Raw genomic sequence first — 17,024 nt, 5'->3', positions numbered from 1 at the left:
GAGCGCATGATGAGTAAAGCTACCGATATTATCGCGCCGGGTTCTGCGGCGACTGACACACACGATGATCACCATGATCACATCCCTAAAGGAATAACGAGGTGGTTATTTACCACCAACCATAAAGACATAGGTACCTTATACCTGTGGTTCGCTTTTATTATGTTTTTAGTCGGCGGGGCCATGGCCATGGTGATCCGCGCTGAGTTATTTCAGCCTGGACTACAAATTGTAGAACCGAACTTCTTTAATCAAATGACAACAGTTCATGGCCTCATCATGGTATTTGGGGCTGTCATGCCGGCATTTACCGGTTTGGCAAACTGGCTAATACCTATGATGATTGGTGCTCCAGATATGGCGTTACCACGCATGAATAACTGGAGTTTTTGGATACTTCCGGGTGCCTTCTTAATTCTGTTAAGTTCACTATTTATGGAAGGCGGTGGTCCTGCGTTTGGATGGACGTTTTACGCACCACTTTCTACCACTTACAGCAACGATTCAACGGGCTTGTTTGTGTTTTCGGTACACATCATGGGTATCTCCTCCATTATGGGTGCGATTAACGTGATTGTTACTATATTCAATATGCGCGCGCCGGGCATGACTTGGATGAAAATGCCTTTGTTTGTATGGACTTGGCTTATCACCGCCTTTCTGTTGATTGCTGTGATGCCAGTCCTGGCAGGCGCTGTTACCATGGTACTAACGGATAAGTTTTTCGGTACAAGTTTCTTCGATGCAGCCGGCGGTGGCGACCCCGTTATGTTCCAGCACATTTTCTGGTTCTTTGGTCACCCAGAAGTTTACATTATGATTTTGCCTGCATTTGGCATTATTTCGCAGATAGTACCGACGTTTTCTCGCAAGAAACTCTTTGGTTATGCCTCTATGGTCTACGCGACAGCCTCCATTGCGCTACTGTCGTTTGTGGTTTGGGCTCACCATATGTTTACCACGGGTATGCCAGTCTACATGGAAATGTTTTTCATGTTCGCCACTATGCTTATATCGGTGCCCACCGGCGTTAAAGTATTCAACTGGGTGGCCACTATGTGGCGTGGGTCACTTACCTTCGAAATACCGATGATGTTCGCCATTGCGTTTATCGTGTTGTTCACTATCGGTGGTTTGTCTGGGCTAATGCTGGCTATTACGCCTGTGGATTTCCAGTATCACGACACCTATTTCGTGGTAGCGCATTTCCACTATGTTCTTGTGACGGGAGCTGTGTTTTCCATCATGGCGGCGGTGTATTACTGGCTGCCGAAATGGACTGGCAAAATGTACGACACAGGATTGGCGAAATGGCATTTTTGGTGCTCTTTAATTTCCGTCAATGTGCTCTTTTTCCCTATGCATTTTGTAGGTTTGGCAGGTATGCCCCGCCGTATACCCGACTATGCATTGCAATTTGCAGACTTTAATAAGTGGATTAGCTTAGGGGGCTTCGCCTTTGGTTTGTCACAGCTTATTTTCTTGGCCCTGCTAATTAAGGCTTGTAAGAAACAAGGTGAGCCTGTGTCAAACCAAGTATGGGAAGGCGCCGAAGGACTAGAATGGGAAATCCCATCTCCAGCGCCTTATCACACGTTTGAAACACCTCCCACAGTGAAATAAGACGAGAGGGGCGAAATCATGACTCAGGCAAACGCAAACAACAAAATGGTCGTTAAATTACTGATTATTGTGGTTGGTATGTTTGGGTTTGGTTTCGCCTTAGTCCCCCTCTACGATGTATTTTGTGATATTGCTGGCATTAATGGTAAAACGGAGAACTCAGCAGCCTCTTATCAGTCCATAGAAATAGATGAAAACCGTCACGTCACGGTGGAGTTTATCACTCGGACTAATACGGGTATGCCGTGGGAATTCAGAGCTGAAACCGCTCGGGTAAACGTTCATCCGGGGGAATTGAGTACCGTTAATTTCTATGTAAGAAACCCCGCTTCAACAAATATAGTCGCGCAAGCTATTCCCTCTGTGTCGCCTGGCACCGCGGCCTTGTATTTAAACAAAACGGAATGTTTTTGCTTTAATCAACAACCTTTAGAAGCCGGGGCAGAGGCGTATATGCCCATGCAGTTTTATGTGGATCCTCAACTCCCAGAAGACATTACCTATTTTACGTTGCAATACACCCTTTATGACGTCACCGCCAGAGCGGGCGACCTCAAACCAAAACAGAACCCCTTTATTGTCCCTCAGCCTGAAACTGGAAAGTAACTAAGCTGAGATAAGGAGAGCATGATGCAACAAGAGTATCAAAAATATTACGTACCTGCGCAAAGCCCCTGGCCTATAGTAGGTGCAGTTGCCCTTTTCCTCATTGCGGTAGGGGCGGGAAACTATGTGATTGAATCAACCAAAGGCGAGTCGGGTTACGGTGGGCATATTTTACTTGCTGGCATCGCCGTATTATTGGTGATGTTGGTGGGGTGGTTTAAAAACCAAATTGATGAGTCTATGTCTGGCCTGTACAGCGATCAGCTGGGCCGTTCCTATCGCCAAGGTATGAGTTGGTTTATTTTCTCGGAAGTCATGTTTTTTGCTGCATTTTTCGGCGCGCTCTACTATGCACGTTTTATTGCTGTGCCCTGGCTGGGAGGCGCATCAAACAATGCAATGACCAATGAAGTATTGTGGCCTACTTTTGAAGCTATGTGGCCCTTAACGACTACCCCTGGTGGCATAACCACAGAGCGCATGAGTGCCGCTGGCTTGCCTACCATTAATACGGTCATTTTGCTGGTGTCCTCCATAACCTTACATTTTGCACATGTGGGTTTAGAACAAAACAAACGCAAGCAGCTTACCGTCATGTTGGGTATTACCATTTTATTGGGGACGGGTTTCTTGTTCCTGCAAGTTGAAGAATATATCCACGCATATCGTGATCTTGGGCTTACCCTTCAGTCGGGCATTTATGGCAATACCTTCTTTATGCTTACAGGCTTTCATGGCATGCACGTTACCTTGGGTACTCTAATACTTATTGTGCTGTTTTTCCGTGTGCTTAAAGGGCACTTTACCCCTGAAAACCATTTCGCCTTTCAAGCAGGCAGTTGGTATTGGCATTTTGTCGATGTGGTGTGGGTCATGCTCTTCTTGTTTGTGTATGTGCTGTAGCGCTGTACCGCTATACGTCCTTAATAAGGACGAGGGTTTGGCGTAATTAATCCGGTGCTTATGGCCAGCAAGATAACAATCACAATAATGGCTGACGTGAGCACTCTGCGACCAATGTATTTGCTCATTGGCCCTTTTTTGTGGTCATTTTTAATCATGACCCGCATCGCTAAAAAGAGGTTTACCACCATGTATAGAACTAAAGCAAATAACACAATTTTAATCAGCATTATGACCTCTCAGTAAGCGGGAGGGGTTGCTGATGACACAACGTACTCCCGGGATTTGGCTTGCTGCAACGTTTATTCTTATTGTCGTCATTGCGTTGAGTTCTCTGGGTTTTTGGCAGTTACAGCGCATGGCTCAAAAGCAACAACGTTTGGATAGCATAACGGAAAAGCAACAAAAAGAAACCGTTGGTTTATTAACCGCCTTGCAGCTGAACGACCCCCGAGATGTGGATGTTAATTTCACCGGTAACGTCGATAACCAGCATCTTATTTTAGTGGATAATCAAGTGGTTGATAGTCAAGTTGGGTTTGATGTGATTGCCCCGGTACTGACTAATGTGGGCTGGATACTGGTGAATTTTGGCTGGGTGGCAGCACCGAATTTAACCCGTACTCTACCTATCGTGGAGGTGGCCGCAGGTGAGTCTCATTTAAGAGGGAAAATTAGTGAGCCGAGTCTTAATCCCTTTGTACGCGACCCAGCTTCTGTTAATCAAACCTTTCCCGCGCTGGTGCAGCAAGTGTCTGTACCGCGGATTCAGCAGATGCTAGACAGAAAACTGCAACCCTATGTTATCGAGTTAACCGGTGAAGATAGCGTCTTTTTGCGTCGTTACACACCTGTTGTCATGCCTCCAGAAAAACACCTTGGTTATGCCATTCAATGGTTTGCCCTTGCAGTTGCAGCGGTAGTGGTGGGTGGCCTTGCTATTGTTAAAAAGGAATCAAGCCATGAGTAATAAAGCGTCAAAGAAAACCCTCATCCTAATGGTGACTGTGTTTGTGCTTCCTGTGGTTCTGGCAAAGCTGGCTTTAGACCACGGCTGGTTTGAGCAAGCAGCCACTAACAAAGGGCAGTTATTACAACCTACCATTAATGTTTCTAGCATGGTGCAGGACAGTAAACCTAAGTGGCGACTCGTGTATGTGTTGCCCACTGACTGCGATCAAGCGTGTAAGAACGCGCTTTTTAGTATCAATCAAGTGTGGCTAGCATTAGGGCGGGAGTCTAGTCGCGCAGAACCCGTGGTATTTGTCACGGCCAACAGCGATACCACGTCATTCGATTGGGCAAAGGATTACCCCAATGTTGTGGTTAAGCCACTCTCTGAAAAACCAGACACGCCACTACTCGATAGCAAGGTATATATAGTCGATACCTTAAACAATGCGGTGTTGCTATACCAAATGGATGACGATAAAGACGTGGCGGTTATGGAGAGTCGCAACATACTGGCCGACATGAAAAAGTTGCTAAAGCTTTCACGTATTGGCTAGGTGAAGACAATGAAAAAATTAGTGCTATTTAGTTTGTTTTTGGCCGCGGTAGTGATTGTATTGGGTGCCTATACCCGTTTGACTGATGCTGGATTGGGGTGTCCTGATTGGCCGGGGTGTTACGGTCATTTGACCGTACCGACCTCGGAGGCGAAAATTGATGCCGCCAATCAGGCGTTTCCCCATCGCCCAGTGGAAACGCATAAAGCGTGGAATGAAATGATTCATCGTTATTTTGCGGGGGCATTGGGGTTGTGCATTTTAGCCATTGCCACACTGGCGGTGATTAAGCGAAAGGAAGGCACACCGGTTAAGTTACCCTTGCTCCTGCTAGCTTTGGTTACCTTTCAGGCGGTGTTAGGTATGTGGACAGTCACCCTGAATCTCTTACCCGTGGTGGTCATGGGCCATTTATTAGGGGGGTTTAGTGTCATTGCTTGCCTCTATTTACTCTACTTGCGCCTTCCCACTTCCGGCGAACATCGCCGAGTGACTCAGCCCAAGGGATTGCGCCAGTTAGGCTTCGCCAGTGCGCTGGCTGTGATGATTCTCGTTGCTCAAATTGCATTGGGCGGGTGGACGTCTGCGAACTACGCTGCGTTAGCATGTACCGATATGCCCATATGTGAAGACGGTTGGCAGCAGCGTCTGGATTTTTCAGGTGCCTATACGATTCCGGAAGCTGATAATTATGAATACGGTGCGCACGACTATGGGCAAAGGATGACCATGCATATTGTTCATCGCGCAGGCGCACTCATCACCTGTGCCTATTTATTGTTCTTCGCCATACTTTGTTTGCGCCACAGTGCTTCAGGGCAGTTAAAAAAAGGCGTAGGCGTAATGCTAACTGCGCTTTGTGCTCAAGTGGCGTTAGGGGTAAGTAATGTCGTATTGAGTTTACCCCTTTTTGTGGCAGTGGCACACAATGCTGTGGCCGCTATTTTGTTGCTCTGTTTAGTGGGATTAACGTGGAAAGTTCACACTTTACAGGCTAGTCATCGTTTATTCAGTTCACGTCCGTCTTCTTCTTATTCGTTAAACGCCGGTAGGCTACGAGGTCATTATGGCTAAATCTTTATCTATATCATCACGTTCAGCACGCTACGAAGCCGCCACTTGGCGCGACTATTACGAATTAACGAAACCCAATGTGGTTATGCTCCTCTTGTTAACGGCATTGGTGGGGATGTGCTTGGCCACGCCTCAATGGGTAGAGACCACTGTGCTCTTAGCGGGTTTATTAGGGATTGGGATGCTGTCGGCATCGGCGGCAGTCATTAACCATGTGGTGGACCATCGCATTGATAGCATGATGGCAAGAACTTTTAACCGTCCAGTGGCGAAAGGAAAAGTGAGTATTCCTAACGCGTTAGTGTTTGCGGTATGTTTGGCAGTGGTTGGGTTCGCCATTTTAGCGTTATGGGTCAATATGTTAACTGCCTGGCTAACACTCGCAAGCTTAGTGGGATACGCCTTTGTATACACCATGTTTCTGAAGCGTGCTACTCCACAAAATATCGTTATTGGTGGGTTGGCGGGTGCCGCCCCACCTTTGTTAGGTTGGACGGCGGTGACCGGCGAAGTGCATTCGCATGCTCTGTTGTTGGTGCTTATTGTGTTTACTTGGACACCACCACATTTTTGGGCATTAGCCATCCATAGGGAGAAGGATTACGCGAAAGCGAAGATTCCCATGTTGCCCGTCACCCATGGCGTCGCATTTACCAAAACCTCTGTCCTTTTATACACAGTGCTGCTGAGCCTTGTGTGCTTACTGCCATATTTAATCGGCATGAGTGACCTCATTTATTTAATTGGCTCAACTATGCTTAATGGCGGTTTCTTGTATTACGCGTTAAAACTCAAATTTGCACCGACTAACCAAACGGCGATGCAAACTTTTAGGTTTTCTATTATTCATCTCATGGTATTGTTTGTGATATTACTCTTGGATCACTATGTACCATTAAGTTTATGAATCAACGCATTTTCGTAGGAATTGTTGCATTTTTTGCACTGGTTGCAGGCATTATAGGGGCAATATATATTGCCCCGCCATCTCACGATGTGAAGCAAGTTCAGTATTTTCAGCTTTATCCCACGCCTCGTACGGTTGCCCCTTTTTCGCTGCTCGACACCCATGAAGCTCCCTTTACAGAAGAGAATTTGAAAGGGCAATGGACCTTGTTGTTTTTAGGTTATACTTTTTGCCCAGATATTTGCCCCACCACAATGGCCGAATTAAATGGCATTTATCCTCAGCTACAAGCGTTAGATACGACTCACCCTATCAAAGTTGTGTTTGTCTCTGTGGATCCTAAGCGAGACACGCCTGCACGTCTTAACGATTATGTTCGTTACTTCAATAAAGACTTTATTGGGCTTACAGGTGAACACAAAGATTTATTTCCTTTCGCGAGAAGCCTTGGCATGATGTACGCTATAGCTGAGAGTACAGATAATCCTAATTATCTGGTGGATCACAGTGCGTCGGTTGTACTTGTTAACCCAACCGGAGAAGTGCTGGGTCGTTTTAAACCTAAACGAGAAATTGGCACGTTATCAATTAGTGATGCACAGCAAATACTTGCTGATATGCCTGTAATTACCTCGAAAAAGTAGTATGACATTAACTATAAGAAAGGGCGTGCCAACAGACGCGGCATCGGCTGTACCTCTAATTCTGTCGGCCGCATACGAATTATTAGTCTCTATCTTCGGCGACGAAGACGAGGAAAAGACGCGCGCTTTTCTGCATCATGCATGGTGTAAAGCGCAAGGCCAGTATGGTTGTCAAAACCATTGGGTAGCTGTGAAGGATAATAACGTTGTCGGTGTGGTAACGGCCTGGCATACCAAGCTAGGGAGCGCATTTGACCGCGCCACCTTAGACAGCATTACCACCTTTTACTCCCTTGATGAATCTATGCTTGTACTCATGCGCAATCAAGCGGTGTCTGTTGGGCTAGTTCCGCCCACACCACATGAACTCATGCTTGGGCATATTGCGGTGGATACAGCGCATAGAAAATCAGGTGTCGGCCGCTTTATGATCGCGCACATGATTACTCACGCGCGCACACTGAAAAAACAGACAATCGTGTTGGATGTTCAGTTGTCGAACATTCCCGCCATTCGCTTCTATCAACGGCTTAATTTTAGCGAATTGGCGGTAAATAGTGGCTTTGTTCGCTTTTCTCTAAACGTGTAGCTTTACTGTCGACTGTGTCGCCTTAATCCGGGTAACGTCCCAGTTCGTTAGCCACAAAAAAGGGCTGGGAATACCAGTAATATCTGCCTCTGTGAGCCTTTGAAGGGGCAGTACAGTTCACTCGCGAGCGCCCGGTGGGTAATTGAGTTTCTAGGTAAAAGGTAATTTTATTTGGGCTGGTTTTTGTCGAGATTTTTTCTCCGCCAAAGAAGCACTGTGTTTGTGTAATGCTGACATCTGAAGCAATATCTAACCCCGTATCTGCATTGCCAATGGTTAATGTCACTGATGCGGGCGGAGTGTGAGACGTTAACGCTGGATTCACCACGGTGCTATTAACCACCGGCATGGCAATACTTTTTAACTTGGTTTTTAACGTGGCAAGATTGGAATAAGGGCCGGCAGCAGGGAAGCGAGGTAAAGCGCTGGTGTCACTTAACGGGCCTACTGCGCCTGAATGCTGGCCAAAGCCTATATAATTTGCGCGTTTGACTTGAGCTGCTAGCGGTTCGTTAAATTCACCAAAAGGGTATGCTAAATACTGAAGTGAGACGCCTACTTTGTCTTTTAAAGTGGCTTCTGCCTGTTCAACATTTTGCCAAACATCTGCTAGCCAGTGTGTATTTGTTTGGCTGTTATCCAACATATGAATATGATCTAGCGTGTGATTCGCAAAGGTGACGCCTTCGTTGTGCATAGCGTCGACCTGTTGCCAAGTTAGCTGCTGACGATGAGCCCCTATCTCGTTTGGATTTATAAATACGGTGTACGGAAATCCGTATTTGGCTAAAATTGGATGGGCATTATGTAAAATATTCGCATAGCCGTCGTCAAATGTAATCACCACGCTGTTCTCAGGCAAACTGGCACCGCCAGTAATGGCATCAACGGCTTGGGTTAATGCGATCACAGTATGGTGCTTGCTGAGGTACGCCATATGTGACTCGAACGTGTCGGGACTAATACTGGTACTCGCGGGCGTTTCTTCTGAAACATGATGATAAAGCAATATCACGGCATTGTGTTTTAACACACTGTTGTCGGGCGTATCTGCGGCTGACACTGCAGTAGTACTAGCAAGCAGTAATATCAGTATGGCGTAGGTTGAACGAAGACAAGCGCAGAGAGAAAAGAGCGTGATACACTTCATTTTTTATTCCTGTTTAATTTTCTCACCCTTACCGGATAAGGGCTATTGGGCACAAGGTTAATGCACCAAAACCAAAAGACTGAGCAACATGCTCAGCAAATTCAACAGCAAACACCGCGCCAACAAAAGCGCTTTTGGCAAGACAATACCCGCCTTATTGCATTGGCCGTGCCTATGATCATCGCGAATGTTACCACACCTTTGTTAGGCTTAGTGGATACTGCTGTGCTTGGTCATATGCAATCTACCGCTATGCTAGCGGGCGCGTCTGTAGGGGCGCTGATTATTACGCAAATCTACTGGGTGTGTGGCTTTCTTCGCATGTCTTCTACAGGTCTTAGCGCGCAGGCTAAAGGTCAGCAAAATGCAAAGCTAGCCTCGGCCAAAGTGTTATGGCAAACCGCACTGGTTGCGGTGCTTTTAGGCTTAATGCTGTGGGCGCTGCAGATGCCTGTTTTGCACGCGGGCATTGCGCTCTCTAATCCGGCCGATGATGTACAGGGCCACTTAACCGCTTACTTCAATGTACGGGTGTGGGGCGCACCTGCCGCCATGTTGAACTTAGCCCTTATTGGATGGTTAGTAGGGCAACAAAAAACACGTACCGTGCTGGCCATCCAAGTGGTGGGGAACCTTCTCAATGCTGGGTTAGACATGCTGTTTGTGTACGGGTTTGATTTGTCGGTGTCCGGTGTTGCTCTAGCGAGCGTAATGGCAGAGTACACCATGGCGATTCTCGCCTTAATTGTGGCAATGAAACTCACCCTGGGCATTGCTCCTCAGCCCTCTTGGTTCAACAAAGCCGCCCGAAAAATACTCATGAAACTAAATGGCGACATGCTGCTAAGAAATTTAGCACTGCAAGGCTGTTTGGCGTTTCTTACTATTCAAGGCGCAAGATTTGGCGAGACGGCAGCCGCCACTAACGCCATATTGATGCAATTTTTCGTGCTTATTGCGTTGGGGCTAGACGGTATTGCTTATGCTGTAGAAGCGCTAGTTGGCGAGGCAAAAGGTGCACATAATGCCCGTGAAATAAAACGCAGAACCTATCAAGGGCTAGTGTGGTCAAGCCTATTTGCGATTCTCTACGCGATGACTTTTTACGTGGCGGGTGAATCTATTATTGGTGCCCTTACTACGCATACGCACTTGGTCTCTCAGGCAGTCGCCTATTTACCGCTGATGATCGTTTTACCCCTGCTTGCTCACTGGTGCTTTCTTTACGATGGCGTTTTTGTCGGATTGACCAAGGCGGCAGCGATGCGAAATACCATGATATTTAGCGCGTTAGGGGTTTTCTTCCCTCTTTGGTACGTAACTCAAGCACTTGGCAATATCAGTTTATGGTATGCCTTGTTGGGCTTTTTGTTTGCCCGAGGTATCAGCTTAGCGTGGGTGTTTGCTCGCTTAGACAAACGCCAACGCCTGACTGAATAACGAAAAACTTACTTCGATTGTGCTTCTTCTATGGGTAAGTAGATGTCGGTAATAGCATCGGCTGCCCCCACCTCTGGGTAAAAGCGGACACGCTCTATAAATATTGGGAAGTCTCGCAAAACAAAAAGGGTACTAGGCAGCCACGAGGCATATAATTCATGCACATAGGCTCCAATTTGACTGTCATCGCCGATAAGCCTCACTGTCGCGCACAGGCCAGCTGGAATGTGTTTTTTTTCAATGTTGCTGTGATCAATCGTCTTTTCCTGCGGAATTTCACATGCAACGCCAAAACGATAGTCTTCGTCGCGGGTGGTATTAGGGTCATCATAAAGCACGTTGAAAGTGCGATAAGCAGAGGGCGGTAAGGTTTCCTGTTTGCGCCAGTCAATGAAGGATTTTACGGTCTTCAGCACTAAATTGGGTTGGCCTTGATGTACCCATTCGGCAATAGGAATGGTAGGGAAGTGTTGAACGTTGACCTGTTGAGCAGAAAACGGTGGGTTATTCATGGGGTTTCCTCTATGGACGGTAAGGGATGATAAAGGAGTAAAGCGTTGATGCAGTAACTCCCATTGAGGTTGTGCTCGAAATGTGGATGGCGCGACGTCGAAAAGCTTCTTAAACGCGCGGGCGAAACCTTCTGCACTTGAAAAGCCAGCATCTAACGCCACGGTTAAAATAGGAATGTCATTTCGAAATGCCAACTGATAAGCGGCGCGATATACCCGTACTTTCCTGCCATAAGCCCCTATGTTTTGATTAAAGTGCGAGGCAAAAAGCCGGTGCAAATGAAAGGGGGATAATGCTGCAACGTCGCTAAGGGCCTGTAAATCACTGGCAAGAGATGGCTCTCTCTCTATGGCTTCGGCAACGTTAACCAGTCGTTGAAATAGGGGGTTCATAAAAAGTACTTATTCGCTACTCAGTTAGGTGAATGACTAAACCAGTATCAAACTAACCCAATTTTAAGCGCCTTGCCCTACCGATTTTGCTAAGATTTACGTTGAAGCACTATAAAACTGTGAGGTTCATCCCCTTTTCCCACATTGAGGTGTTTAATGATGCAGTCTGTTTGCATTGCTAGTTCAATAAAACCATGAATCCCAAGAGAAGCATAGTAAACCCTAGGGCCCATATAATTATCGTAGTGTTCACCCGCGCTTTCAACGCCGCCAAAACTAAAAATAAACACGCCATTAGGCGCCAATGCATCACTTAGCTTTTTAATTAATGGCGGTTGTTGAGTTAACGGGACATGCCAAATGCTATCCCAGGCCATTATAAAGTGATAAGTGTTTGGCTTGAGGGGATAGGTACAAATATCGGCGTGGGTGAAGGTGGCTTCGGGGTAGTTTTTTTGTGCAATGGCAAGCATGCCAGATGACACATCTATGCCTTCTATCGATAATCCTTGTTCAGCCAGGCGCGGATAAAAGCGGCAGGTGCAGCCGCAACCAACATCAAGGGCTTTCGCATCTTTAGGGAGCTGGGGTAAATAGGCTAGCGCTTGCTCTAATGCGTTCATGCCATTGCTGCGATTAAATTCCTCAGACGTCCATAAGTGGGTAATACTATTATAGGCTTGTCCAGTTTCTTCTGGGCTCATAGGGTGTCCTTGCTTCCTTCAAAGCATAAGTCGATTAAGTGATGGCGAATGCCACTGCCGCATCCGCATGAATTTGCGTGGTATCGTACAAAGGCAGTGGGGTATCGGTCTGAGAAATCAGCAAAGCAATCTCAGTGCATCCCAAAATGATTGCCTCCGCGCCTCGTTGCTTTAAGTTATTTATAATCTCGATATAGCAATTTCTGGAGGCCTCGCAAACGACACCTTTACATAATTCATTGTAGATAATTTCATGAACAGTTGTTTGCTCATCTGTCGTTGGGGTAAGAACATTTAAATCGAATTTATCAGTGAGGTGTGAGGAATAAAAGCGCTCTGACATGGTAAACGCTGTCCCCAATAGCCCTACATGTTTGACGCCATCGGTTTTCAGCTTTTCGCCGGTGGCATCTGTAATATGAAGTAATGGTATGGTTATCGCGTTCTGTACAATGTTAGCCACCTTGTGCATTGTATTGGTACAAATAACGATTCCCTCAGCACCCATGGCTTCCAAGCTTTTCGCTGCACTAATGAGAATATCAGCAGCACCTTTCCAATTCCCATCGTGCTGGTATCGCGCAATATCGGCAAAGTCGACACTGTAAAGACAAAGTTTAGCGCTGTGTAAGCCACCTAATTGGTGATTCACTCCGCGATTGATAAATTGATAATACGAGACGGTAGACTCCCAACTCATCCCGCCAATTAATCCAAGTGTTTTCATTGGTGGCCTTCCTCTTTGCGATGGCTCAAGGGCTAGGGGAATTGGCCGTCAAAGAGCACGCTTTATCAATAAGGGATATTTACGATACGTGAGAAACTGTTAAATGTCATCAGGGGGCTTTTTACTTTTTAAGGAGGAAAAACGAGAGAGAAAAATACCTACATAGCCATACATGGCGAAGGCAAAGCCAATAAACAATGTGGCTAGAGAAAATAGGTATATAACAATGTGATATTGGCTAAAAAACAGTAAGCATACAGCGCCGACAACGAAAATCGATAGCCCGATTTTAAAACGTTGCCAGCTTGTATTTACGTCTCTCATTGCGCTGAATGGCGGTTAGTAATAAGAGTGTTCGCCAGCTTCGTGCTCTGTTGCATCTCGCACGCCTTTAAGCTCACCGGCAAAGTGTTCTAGCATTTGTTTTTCAATACCGTCTTTTAAGGTGACATCTACCATTGAGCAGCCGTTACAACCGCCGCCAAATTGTAAGATGGCATAGCCTTCTTCAGTCACTTCTACCAACATGACTTGTCCGCCATGGCTGGCCAATTGCGGGTTAATTTCAGACTCTATCATGTAGTTGATACGCTCAACTAGCGGAGCATCGTCAGCAACCTTGCGTGCTTTAGCGTTAGGTGCTTTCAGGGTCAGTTGAGAGCCCATTTGGTCTGTAACGTAGTCAATTTCCGCTTCGTCTAAATAAGGAACACTTTCTTCATCTACTACGGCGTCAAAGCCGTTAAATTCAAGGCGCGTGTCGCTTTCTTCCACCGCGTCAGGTGGGCAATAGGACACACCGCACTCTGCGCTTGATGTGCCTGGGTTTACGACGAATACGCGAATATTTGTGCCAGGCTCTTGTTTACTCAGTAATTTTACAAAGTGAGCCTGAGCATCTTCTGATATAGTGATCATCAGCAAGTCCTACATACGATTAAAATTTTATCTATGATAACAAATTAACTTGAGTAAATCAGTCAAGTATTTTTTGTTTTCGATGTACTAGCAAAACAACAAGACGGGAACGCTATGTTAGCTTCATTCTCACACGCTGCTCTTACCCTACTACGCAGTGCGTCTCTAATTGGCGCGGCTTTTAGTTTACTAATGGTAACCACGTTACCCTCCTATGCCATTGATATCGAAGTAGATACGGGAGGACGTCCCGTACTCGATTATCTTCCTGAAAATGTCGACTATAACCCGGCAATTCCTACCCCAGAATCTGTACTGGGTATGCAATTGGGCGAATGGCATGTTAGGCATGACCAACTCGTACACTACCTTAATGTACTTGCTGACGCCTCTGACCGTATGACAATCAAAGAGATGGGTCGTACGCATGAAAACAGGCCTCTCCTCCTGTTAACCATTACTGCGCCACACAATCACGCTGAGATAGAAACCCTTCGACAACGTCACTTATCACAACTCGCGTCAGGCTCAGAGCCCAGTGAAAACGCCCCCCTCATTCTATACATGGGGTATAGCATTCACGGCAACGAACCCTCCGGTTCAAATGCCGCGCTGGCGGTAGCCTATTACTTAGCCGCTGCCCAAGGCGAAGCCATTGATACTTTGCTAACCACTAATGTTGTGTTGCTTGACCCTTCTTTCAACCCCGACGGCCTATCTCGTTTTGCACAATGGGCTAATATGCATAAGGGCACCCAACTGGTGGCTGATAGTTTGCACCGGGAGCATAACGAAGGTTGGCCATCGGGAAGAACCAATCACTATTGGTTCGATTTAAATCGAGACTGGTTATTACTGGCGCACCCGGAATCTAAGGCACGTATTGCACAGTTTCATCGCTGGCGCCCCCATGTGTTAACTGATTTTCATGAAATGGGCACGAACAGCAGCTATTTCTTTCAGCCTGGTGTACGCGCTAGAAAGAACCCGCTAACGCCAGACGCCAACGTTACCCTCACCGAAGCACTTGCGTCGTTTCACGCTCGCGCTTTAGACGGTCAAAACGAGCTGTATTTTACCGAAGAAGCCTACGACGATTTTTACGCCGGTAAAGGCTCTACATACCCTGATCTTCATGGCAGTGTGGGGATTTTGTTTGAACAGGCAAGGTCAAGGGGCCATCTTCAAGCGTCGATAAATGGCAATCTCGCGTTCGCCGACACAATTGCAAACCAGGTCACCACATCGCTTAGCACCTTTGCTGGGGCCGTTGCCAACAAACCGGCTCTACTGCAATACCAGAGCAGCTTTGTGGGTGAAGCACAAAAATTGGCAAAGCAAGACAAGTTAGGTGGCTACCTGTTGGCCATGCCTGACGATTTAGGCAGATTTAGTGCGCTTACCGAATTACTATCACAACACCAGGTTGTGTTTCATGTTGTTACCCGTGATGTCACAGTGGACAGTCAAACCTTTCAAGCCAATCGCGCCATTTATATTCCATTAGAGCAATACCAATATCGCTTAGTTAAATCGCTATTTTCAACCCAAACCTCGTTTGAGGATAACACCTTTTATGATGTCTCTAGTTGGCATATTGCGCTGGCATTTAATGTTGATTACACCCCTGTTACCCGCCGTCAAAGCAGTAGCGTCAAATGGGATGCTAACGCTAAACTCGTGCAGGCTAATCCAATGCTTAAGTTTGACAGCAACGCGTATGCCTACGCGTTTTCTTGGCACGATTACTATGCACCTGCACTACTGCAGTCTTTACTCGAGGCTGGTGTAAAAGTTCGCAGTAGCCAGAACAGTTTCACCGCGCATACGCAATTTAGTGGGGAGGTAGAGTTCCCGCCAGGCAGTATTGTTATTCCAGCAGGCCCAGCGCGCTTAAAGCAGCCCAACAATTTGGTTTCACTCATAAAACAAAAGGCGCAACCTCTTGGCATGAGTGTATATGGCATCAAAAGTGGTTTAACGCCCGCAGGGAGCGATCTGGGAAGTCGCGGGATTTCACCTATCAGCATGCCCAAAGTGTTAATAGTGGGTGGAAAGGGAACCCGTGAGTATGAAGTCGGTGAAATGTGGCATTACTTTGATACCCGTGTTGGCCTACCCACCACCATTATTGAGCAACGAAATCTTCTTCAAGCGCTGCAAGGGGATTACACTCATATTATATTTCCAAGTGGTCGCTTCGAATTGTCTCAGAATACCAAGGACATCCTTATCGACTGGGTGAAACAAGGCGGGGTACTAATAGGTCAAAAATCAGCGCTACGGTATTTTTCCGCGAATAGCTGGTTAAACATCGATGTTTTACTGCGTGAGGAAATTGATAATCTCTTTAAAGAAGAAGGTTTATCTTTCAAAGACAGAGCGTCTCATGGCGCACAAAAGTTGGTAGCTGGTGCGGTATACGAAGCAGAAATAGACACCAGTCACCCTCTGTTTTTTGGTTATACAGGTGACACATTGGCCATGTTTAAAACCAGCAATATGATCATCGACAATCACTACTCACCGTTTACCACGCCTGCCCGTTACACCGAAGCGCCGTTAATGGCGGGGTTTAGCGCAGACCCAATAGTGAAACTCATCGCAAAGACCCCCGCGGTAGTCACCACCAATAAAGGGAAAGGGCTGATTATTGGCTTTGTGGATAACACCCAATTTAGGGGGTACTGGTATGGCACGAATAAGATGCTTAGTAATGCTATTTACCAATCCCATTTTCTGCATTAAGTAAATGGCTTTTAGGCGGTGGTGTAAACGCCACCGCCCATACTTCAATATTTAGGTGAGGGTAACGGGCGCTTAATAAACCAGCTAACCTATCCACCGTTATCCCCGTGGTGATAACATCGTCAACAATGGCGACCCGAAGCACGGCGCTAGGTTCGCTTACATAGCCATCTATTCCATGTTTTGTCAGTGCATAACTGTGTTTCGCGTTGACGTAACGGGCTTGTTTGTCGAGTAAGTGTTGGGCGGTATCTGTTTGACGAATTGCCCAGTGCTGATACACCGGTATACCTAGCTTGCGCCCTATGTATAAAGCCAGTACAGCAGATTGATTAAATTGCCGCTGAGCAAAGCGCCGCGTGCCTAGAGGAACGGGTAATAACAAATCTGGTTTTGGCCCAGTATGCTGTTGCCATTTGTCGACAAACAGCCTGCCAATCTCTTGGCTTGCGGTGAGAGAATGGCGAAACTTCATTAAGTGAATTAGGCTTGAAAGAGGCGGTGTGTACAAGCCATACACGCAAAGTCGTTGGTAGCGGCAGTGCCGCACATGCCGACTGATAAGACCAAAAGACAGT

General features: G+C 46.6%; 19 protein-coding genes. 11 read left to right on the top strand and 8 right to left on the bottom strand.

Annotation, left to right across the window (positions count from 1 at the left end; all coding sequences use genetic code 11):
* Positions 1 to 9 precede the first annotated feature (9 nt).
* The 3 genes from ctaD to EP13_RS18420 are packed head-to-tail and all read left to right on the top strand — an operon-like array spanning position 10 to position 3,132.
* On the top strand, positions 10 to 1,623 hold the full coding sequence (ctaD, locus tag EP13_RS18430; protein ID WP_044058553.1) for a cytochrome c oxidase subunit I: 1,614 nt from the start codon (positions 10 to 12) through the stop codon (positions 1,621 to 1,623).
* Between the two features lie 18 nt (positions 1,624 to 1,641).
* Positions 1,642 to 2,229: a cytochrome c oxidase assembly protein gene (locus tag EP13_RS18425; RefSeq protein ID WP_044058552.1), complete on the top strand. Its 588-nt coding sequence runs from the start codon at positions 1,642 to 1,644 to the stop codon at positions 2,227 to 2,229.
* A gap of 21 nt (positions 2,230 to 2,250) precedes the next feature.
* A complete protein-coding gene (locus tag EP13_RS18420) occupies positions 2,251 to 3,132 on the top strand; it encodes a cytochrome c oxidase subunit 3 (protein ID WP_044058551.1) in 882 nt (293 codons plus the stop codon).
* A 20-nt stretch (positions 3,133 to 3,152) separates the two neighbouring features.
* On the opposite strand, the gene EP13_RS18415 is transcribed toward EP13_RS18420, so the two are convergent.
* On the bottom strand, positions 3,153 to 3,362 hold the full coding sequence (locus tag EP13_RS18415) for a DUF2909 domain-containing protein (RefSeq protein ID WP_044058550.1): 210 nt from the start codon (positions 3,360 to 3,362) through the stop codon (positions 3,153 to 3,155).
* 32 nt (positions 3,363 to 3,394) lie between these two features.
* Here EP13_RS18415 and EP13_RS18410 point away from each other — a divergent pair, with 32 nt between their 5' ends.
* Genes EP13_RS18410 through EP13_RS18385 form a run of 6 tightly spaced genes read left to right on the top strand, consistent with a single transcriptional unit; the run spans position 3,395 to position 7,854 of the window.
* Positions 3,395 to 4,102 (top strand): SURF1 family protein, encoded by a 708-nt coding sequence (locus EP13_RS18410; RefSeq protein WP_052364488.1) that lies wholly within the window; start codon positions 3,395 to 3,397, stop codon positions 4,100 to 4,102.
* On the top strand, positions 4,095 to 4,640 hold the full coding sequence (locus tag EP13_RS18405) for a hypothetical protein (protein WP_044058549.1): 546 nt from the start codon (positions 4,095 to 4,097) through the stop codon (positions 4,638 to 4,640). Before EP13_RS18410 ends, EP13_RS18405 begins: the two co-directional genes overlap by 8 nt.
* Before the next feature lie 9 nt (positions 4,641 to 4,649).
* Positions 4,650 to 5,714 carry a COX15/CtaA family protein gene (locus EP13_RS18400; RefSeq protein ID WP_081869541.1) on the top strand — a complete coding sequence of 355 codons (1,065 nt, stop codon included), beginning with the start codon at positions 4,650 to 4,652 and terminating at the stop codon, positions 5,712 to 5,714.
* A complete protein-coding gene (gene cyoE / locus EP13_RS18395; protein WP_044058548.1) occupies positions 5,707 to 6,621 on the top strand; it encodes a heme o synthase in 915 nt (304 codons plus the stop codon). The genes EP13_RS18400 and cyoE overlap by 8 nt, the downstream gene beginning before the upstream one ends.
* On the top strand, positions 6,618 to 7,265 hold the full coding sequence (locus EP13_RS18390) for an SCO family protein (RefSeq protein ID WP_044058547.1): 648 nt from the start codon (positions 6,618 to 6,620) through the stop codon (positions 7,263 to 7,265). Before cyoE ends, EP13_RS18390 begins: the two co-directional genes overlap by 4 nt.
* Position 7,266: 1 nt before the next feature.
* Entirely contained in the window at positions 7,267 to 7,854 is a 588-nt protein-coding gene (locus EP13_RS18385; RefSeq protein WP_044058546.1) for a GNAT family N-acetyltransferase, read from the top strand.
* 22 nt (positions 7,855 to 7,876) lie between these two features.
* Here the strand turns inward: EP13_RS18385 and EP13_RS18380 are convergent, their stop codons facing one another.
* On the bottom strand, positions 7,877 to 9,004 hold the full coding sequence (locus EP13_RS18380) for a polysaccharide deacetylase family protein (RefSeq protein ID WP_044058545.1): 1,128 nt from the start codon (positions 9,002 to 9,004) through the stop codon (positions 7,877 to 7,879).
* Between the two features lie 174 nt (positions 9,005 to 9,178).
* Between EP13_RS18380 and EP13_RS18375 the strand changes: the two genes are divergently transcribed.
* Entirely contained in the window at positions 9,179 to 10,444 is a 1,266-nt protein-coding gene (locus EP13_RS18375) for an MATE family efflux transporter (RefSeq protein ID WP_081869595.1), read from the top strand.
* Positions 10,445 to 10,452: 8 nt separating this feature from the next.
* Here the strand turns inward: EP13_RS18375 and EP13_RS18370 are convergent, their stop codons facing one another.
* The 5 genes from EP13_RS18370 to nfuA all read right to left on the bottom strand — a co-directional run bounded on the left by EP13_RS18370 (position 10,453) and on the right by nfuA (position 13,698).
* On the bottom strand, positions 10,453 to 11,349 hold the full coding sequence (locus EP13_RS18370; protein WP_044058544.1) for an AraC family transcriptional regulator: 897 nt from the start codon (positions 11,347 to 11,349) through the stop codon (positions 10,453 to 10,455).
* Between the two features lie 89 nt (positions 11,350 to 11,438).
* Positions 11,439 to 12,053, bottom strand: a complete 615-nt coding sequence (locus EP13_RS18365) for a class I SAM-dependent DNA methyltransferase (RefSeq protein WP_044058543.1) — start codon at positions 12,051 to 12,053, stop codon at positions 11,439 to 11,441.
* A 34-nt stretch (positions 12,054 to 12,087) separates the two neighbouring features.
* Positions 12,088 to 12,780 carry an aspartate/glutamate racemase family protein gene (locus EP13_RS18360; protein WP_044058542.1) on the bottom strand — a complete coding sequence of 231 codons (693 nt, stop codon included), beginning with the start codon at positions 12,778 to 12,780 and terminating at the stop codon, positions 12,088 to 12,090.
* Positions 12,781 to 12,879: 99 nt separating this feature from the next.
* Positions 12,880 to 13,104 carry a hypothetical protein gene (locus EP13_RS18355; protein WP_044058541.1) on the bottom strand — a complete coding sequence of 75 codons (225 nt, stop codon included), beginning with the start codon at positions 13,102 to 13,104 and terminating at the stop codon, positions 12,880 to 12,882.
* 15 nt (positions 13,105 to 13,119) lie between these two features.
* Positions 13,120 to 13,698 (bottom strand): Fe-S biogenesis protein NfuA, encoded by a 579-nt coding sequence (nfuA, locus tag EP13_RS18350; RefSeq protein WP_044058540.1) that lies wholly within the window; start codon positions 13,696 to 13,698, stop codon positions 13,120 to 13,122.
* Positions 13,699 to 13,812: 114 nt separating this feature from the next.
* On the opposite strand from nfuA, the gene EP13_RS18345 reads away from it, so the two are divergent.
* Positions 13,813 to 16,446: a M14 family zinc carboxypeptidase gene (locus EP13_RS18345; protein ID WP_044058539.1), complete on the top strand. Its 2,634-nt coding sequence runs from the start codon at positions 13,813 to 13,815 to the stop codon at positions 16,444 to 16,446.
* Here the strand turns inward: EP13_RS18345 and EP13_RS18340 are convergent.
* Positions 16,418 to 16,921 carry a ComF family protein gene (locus EP13_RS18340; RefSeq protein ID WP_231497893.1) on the bottom strand — a complete coding sequence of 168 codons (504 nt, stop codon included), beginning with the start codon at positions 16,919 to 16,921 and terminating at the stop codon, positions 16,418 to 16,420. The genes EP13_RS18345 and EP13_RS18340 overlap by 29 nt on opposite strands.
* Between the last annotated feature and the right edge of the window lie 103 nt (positions 16,922 to 17,024).

Source organism: Alteromonas australica (assembly GCF_000730385.1).
GTDB classification, from domain to species: domain Bacteria; phylum Pseudomonadota; class Gammaproteobacteria; order Enterobacterales; family Alteromonadaceae; genus Alteromonas; species Alteromonas australica.
This window is presented reverse-complemented; position numbering and strand designations above follow the sequence as displayed.

Bases quoted from the DNA above. Each gene is read 5' to 3' on its own strand.
- EP13_RS18425 (WP_044058552.1), top strand. From the start codon at position 1,642: ATGACTCAGGCAAACGCAAACAACAAAATGGTCGTTAAATTACTGATT.
- EP13_RS18360 (WP_044058542.1), bottom strand. From the start codon at position 12,780: ATGAAAACACTTGGATTAATTGGCGGGATGAGTTGGGAGTCTACCGTC.
- nfuA (WP_044058540.1), bottom strand. From the start codon at position 13,698: ATGATCACTATATCAGAAGATGCTCAGGCTCACTTTGTAAAATTACTG.
- EP13_RS18370 (WP_044058544.1), bottom strand. From the start codon at position 11,349: ATGAACCCCCTATTTCAACGACTGGTTAACGTTGCCGAAGCCATAGAG.
- ctaD (WP_044058553.1), top strand. From the start codon at position 10: ATGAGTAAAGCTACCGATATTATCGCGCCGGGTTCTGCGGCGACTGAC.
- EP13_RS18375 (WP_081869595.1), top strand. From the start codon at position 9,179: ATGATCATCGCGAATGTTACCACACCTTTGTTAGGCTTAGTGGATACT.
- EP13_RS18380 (WP_044058545.1), bottom strand. From the start codon at position 9,004: ATGAAGTGTATCACGCTCTTTTCTCTCTGCGCTTGTCTTCGTTCAACC.
- EP13_RS18400 (WP_081869541.1), top strand. From the start codon at position 4,650: ATGAAAAAATTAGTGCTATTTAGTTTGTTTTTGGCCGCGGTAGTGATT.
- EP13_RS18340 (WP_231497893.1), bottom strand. From the start codon at position 16,921: ATGAAGTTTCGCCATTCTCTCACCGCAAGCCAAGAGATTGGCAGGCTG.
- EP13_RS18420 (WP_044058551.1), top strand. From the start codon at position 2,251: ATGATGCAACAAGAGTATCAAAAATATTACGTACCTGCGCAAAGCCCC.
- EP13_RS18345 (WP_044058539.1), top strand. From the start codon at position 13,813: ATGTTAGCTTCATTCTCACACGCTGCTCTTACCCTACTACGCAGTGCG.
- EP13_RS18365 (WP_044058543.1), bottom strand. From the start codon at position 12,053: ATGAGCCCAGAAGAAACTGGACAAGCCTATAATAGTATTACCCACTTA.
- EP13_RS18355 (WP_044058541.1), bottom strand. From the start codon at position 13,104: ATGAGAGACGTAAATACAAGCTGGCAACGTTTTAAAATCGGGCTATCG.
- EP13_RS18405 (WP_044058549.1), top strand. From the start codon at position 4,095: ATGAGTAATAAAGCGTCAAAGAAAACCCTCATCCTAATGGTGACTGTG.
- cyoE (WP_044058548.1), top strand. From the start codon at position 5,707: ATGGCTAAATCTTTATCTATATCATCACGTTCAGCACGCTACGAAGCC.
- EP13_RS18415 (WP_044058550.1), bottom strand. From the start codon at position 3,362: ATGCTGATTAAAATTGTGTTATTTGCTTTAGTTCTATACATGGTGGTA.
- EP13_RS18385 (WP_044058546.1), top strand. From the start codon at position 7,267: ATGACATTAACTATAAGAAAGGGCGTGCCAACAGACGCGGCATCGGCT.
- EP13_RS18390 (WP_044058547.1), top strand. From the start codon at position 6,618: ATGAATCAACGCATTTTCGTAGGAATTGTTGCATTTTTTGCACTGGTT.
- EP13_RS18410 (WP_052364488.1), top strand. From the start codon at position 3,395: ATGACACAACGTACTCCCGGGATTTGGCTTGCTGCAACGTTTATTCTT.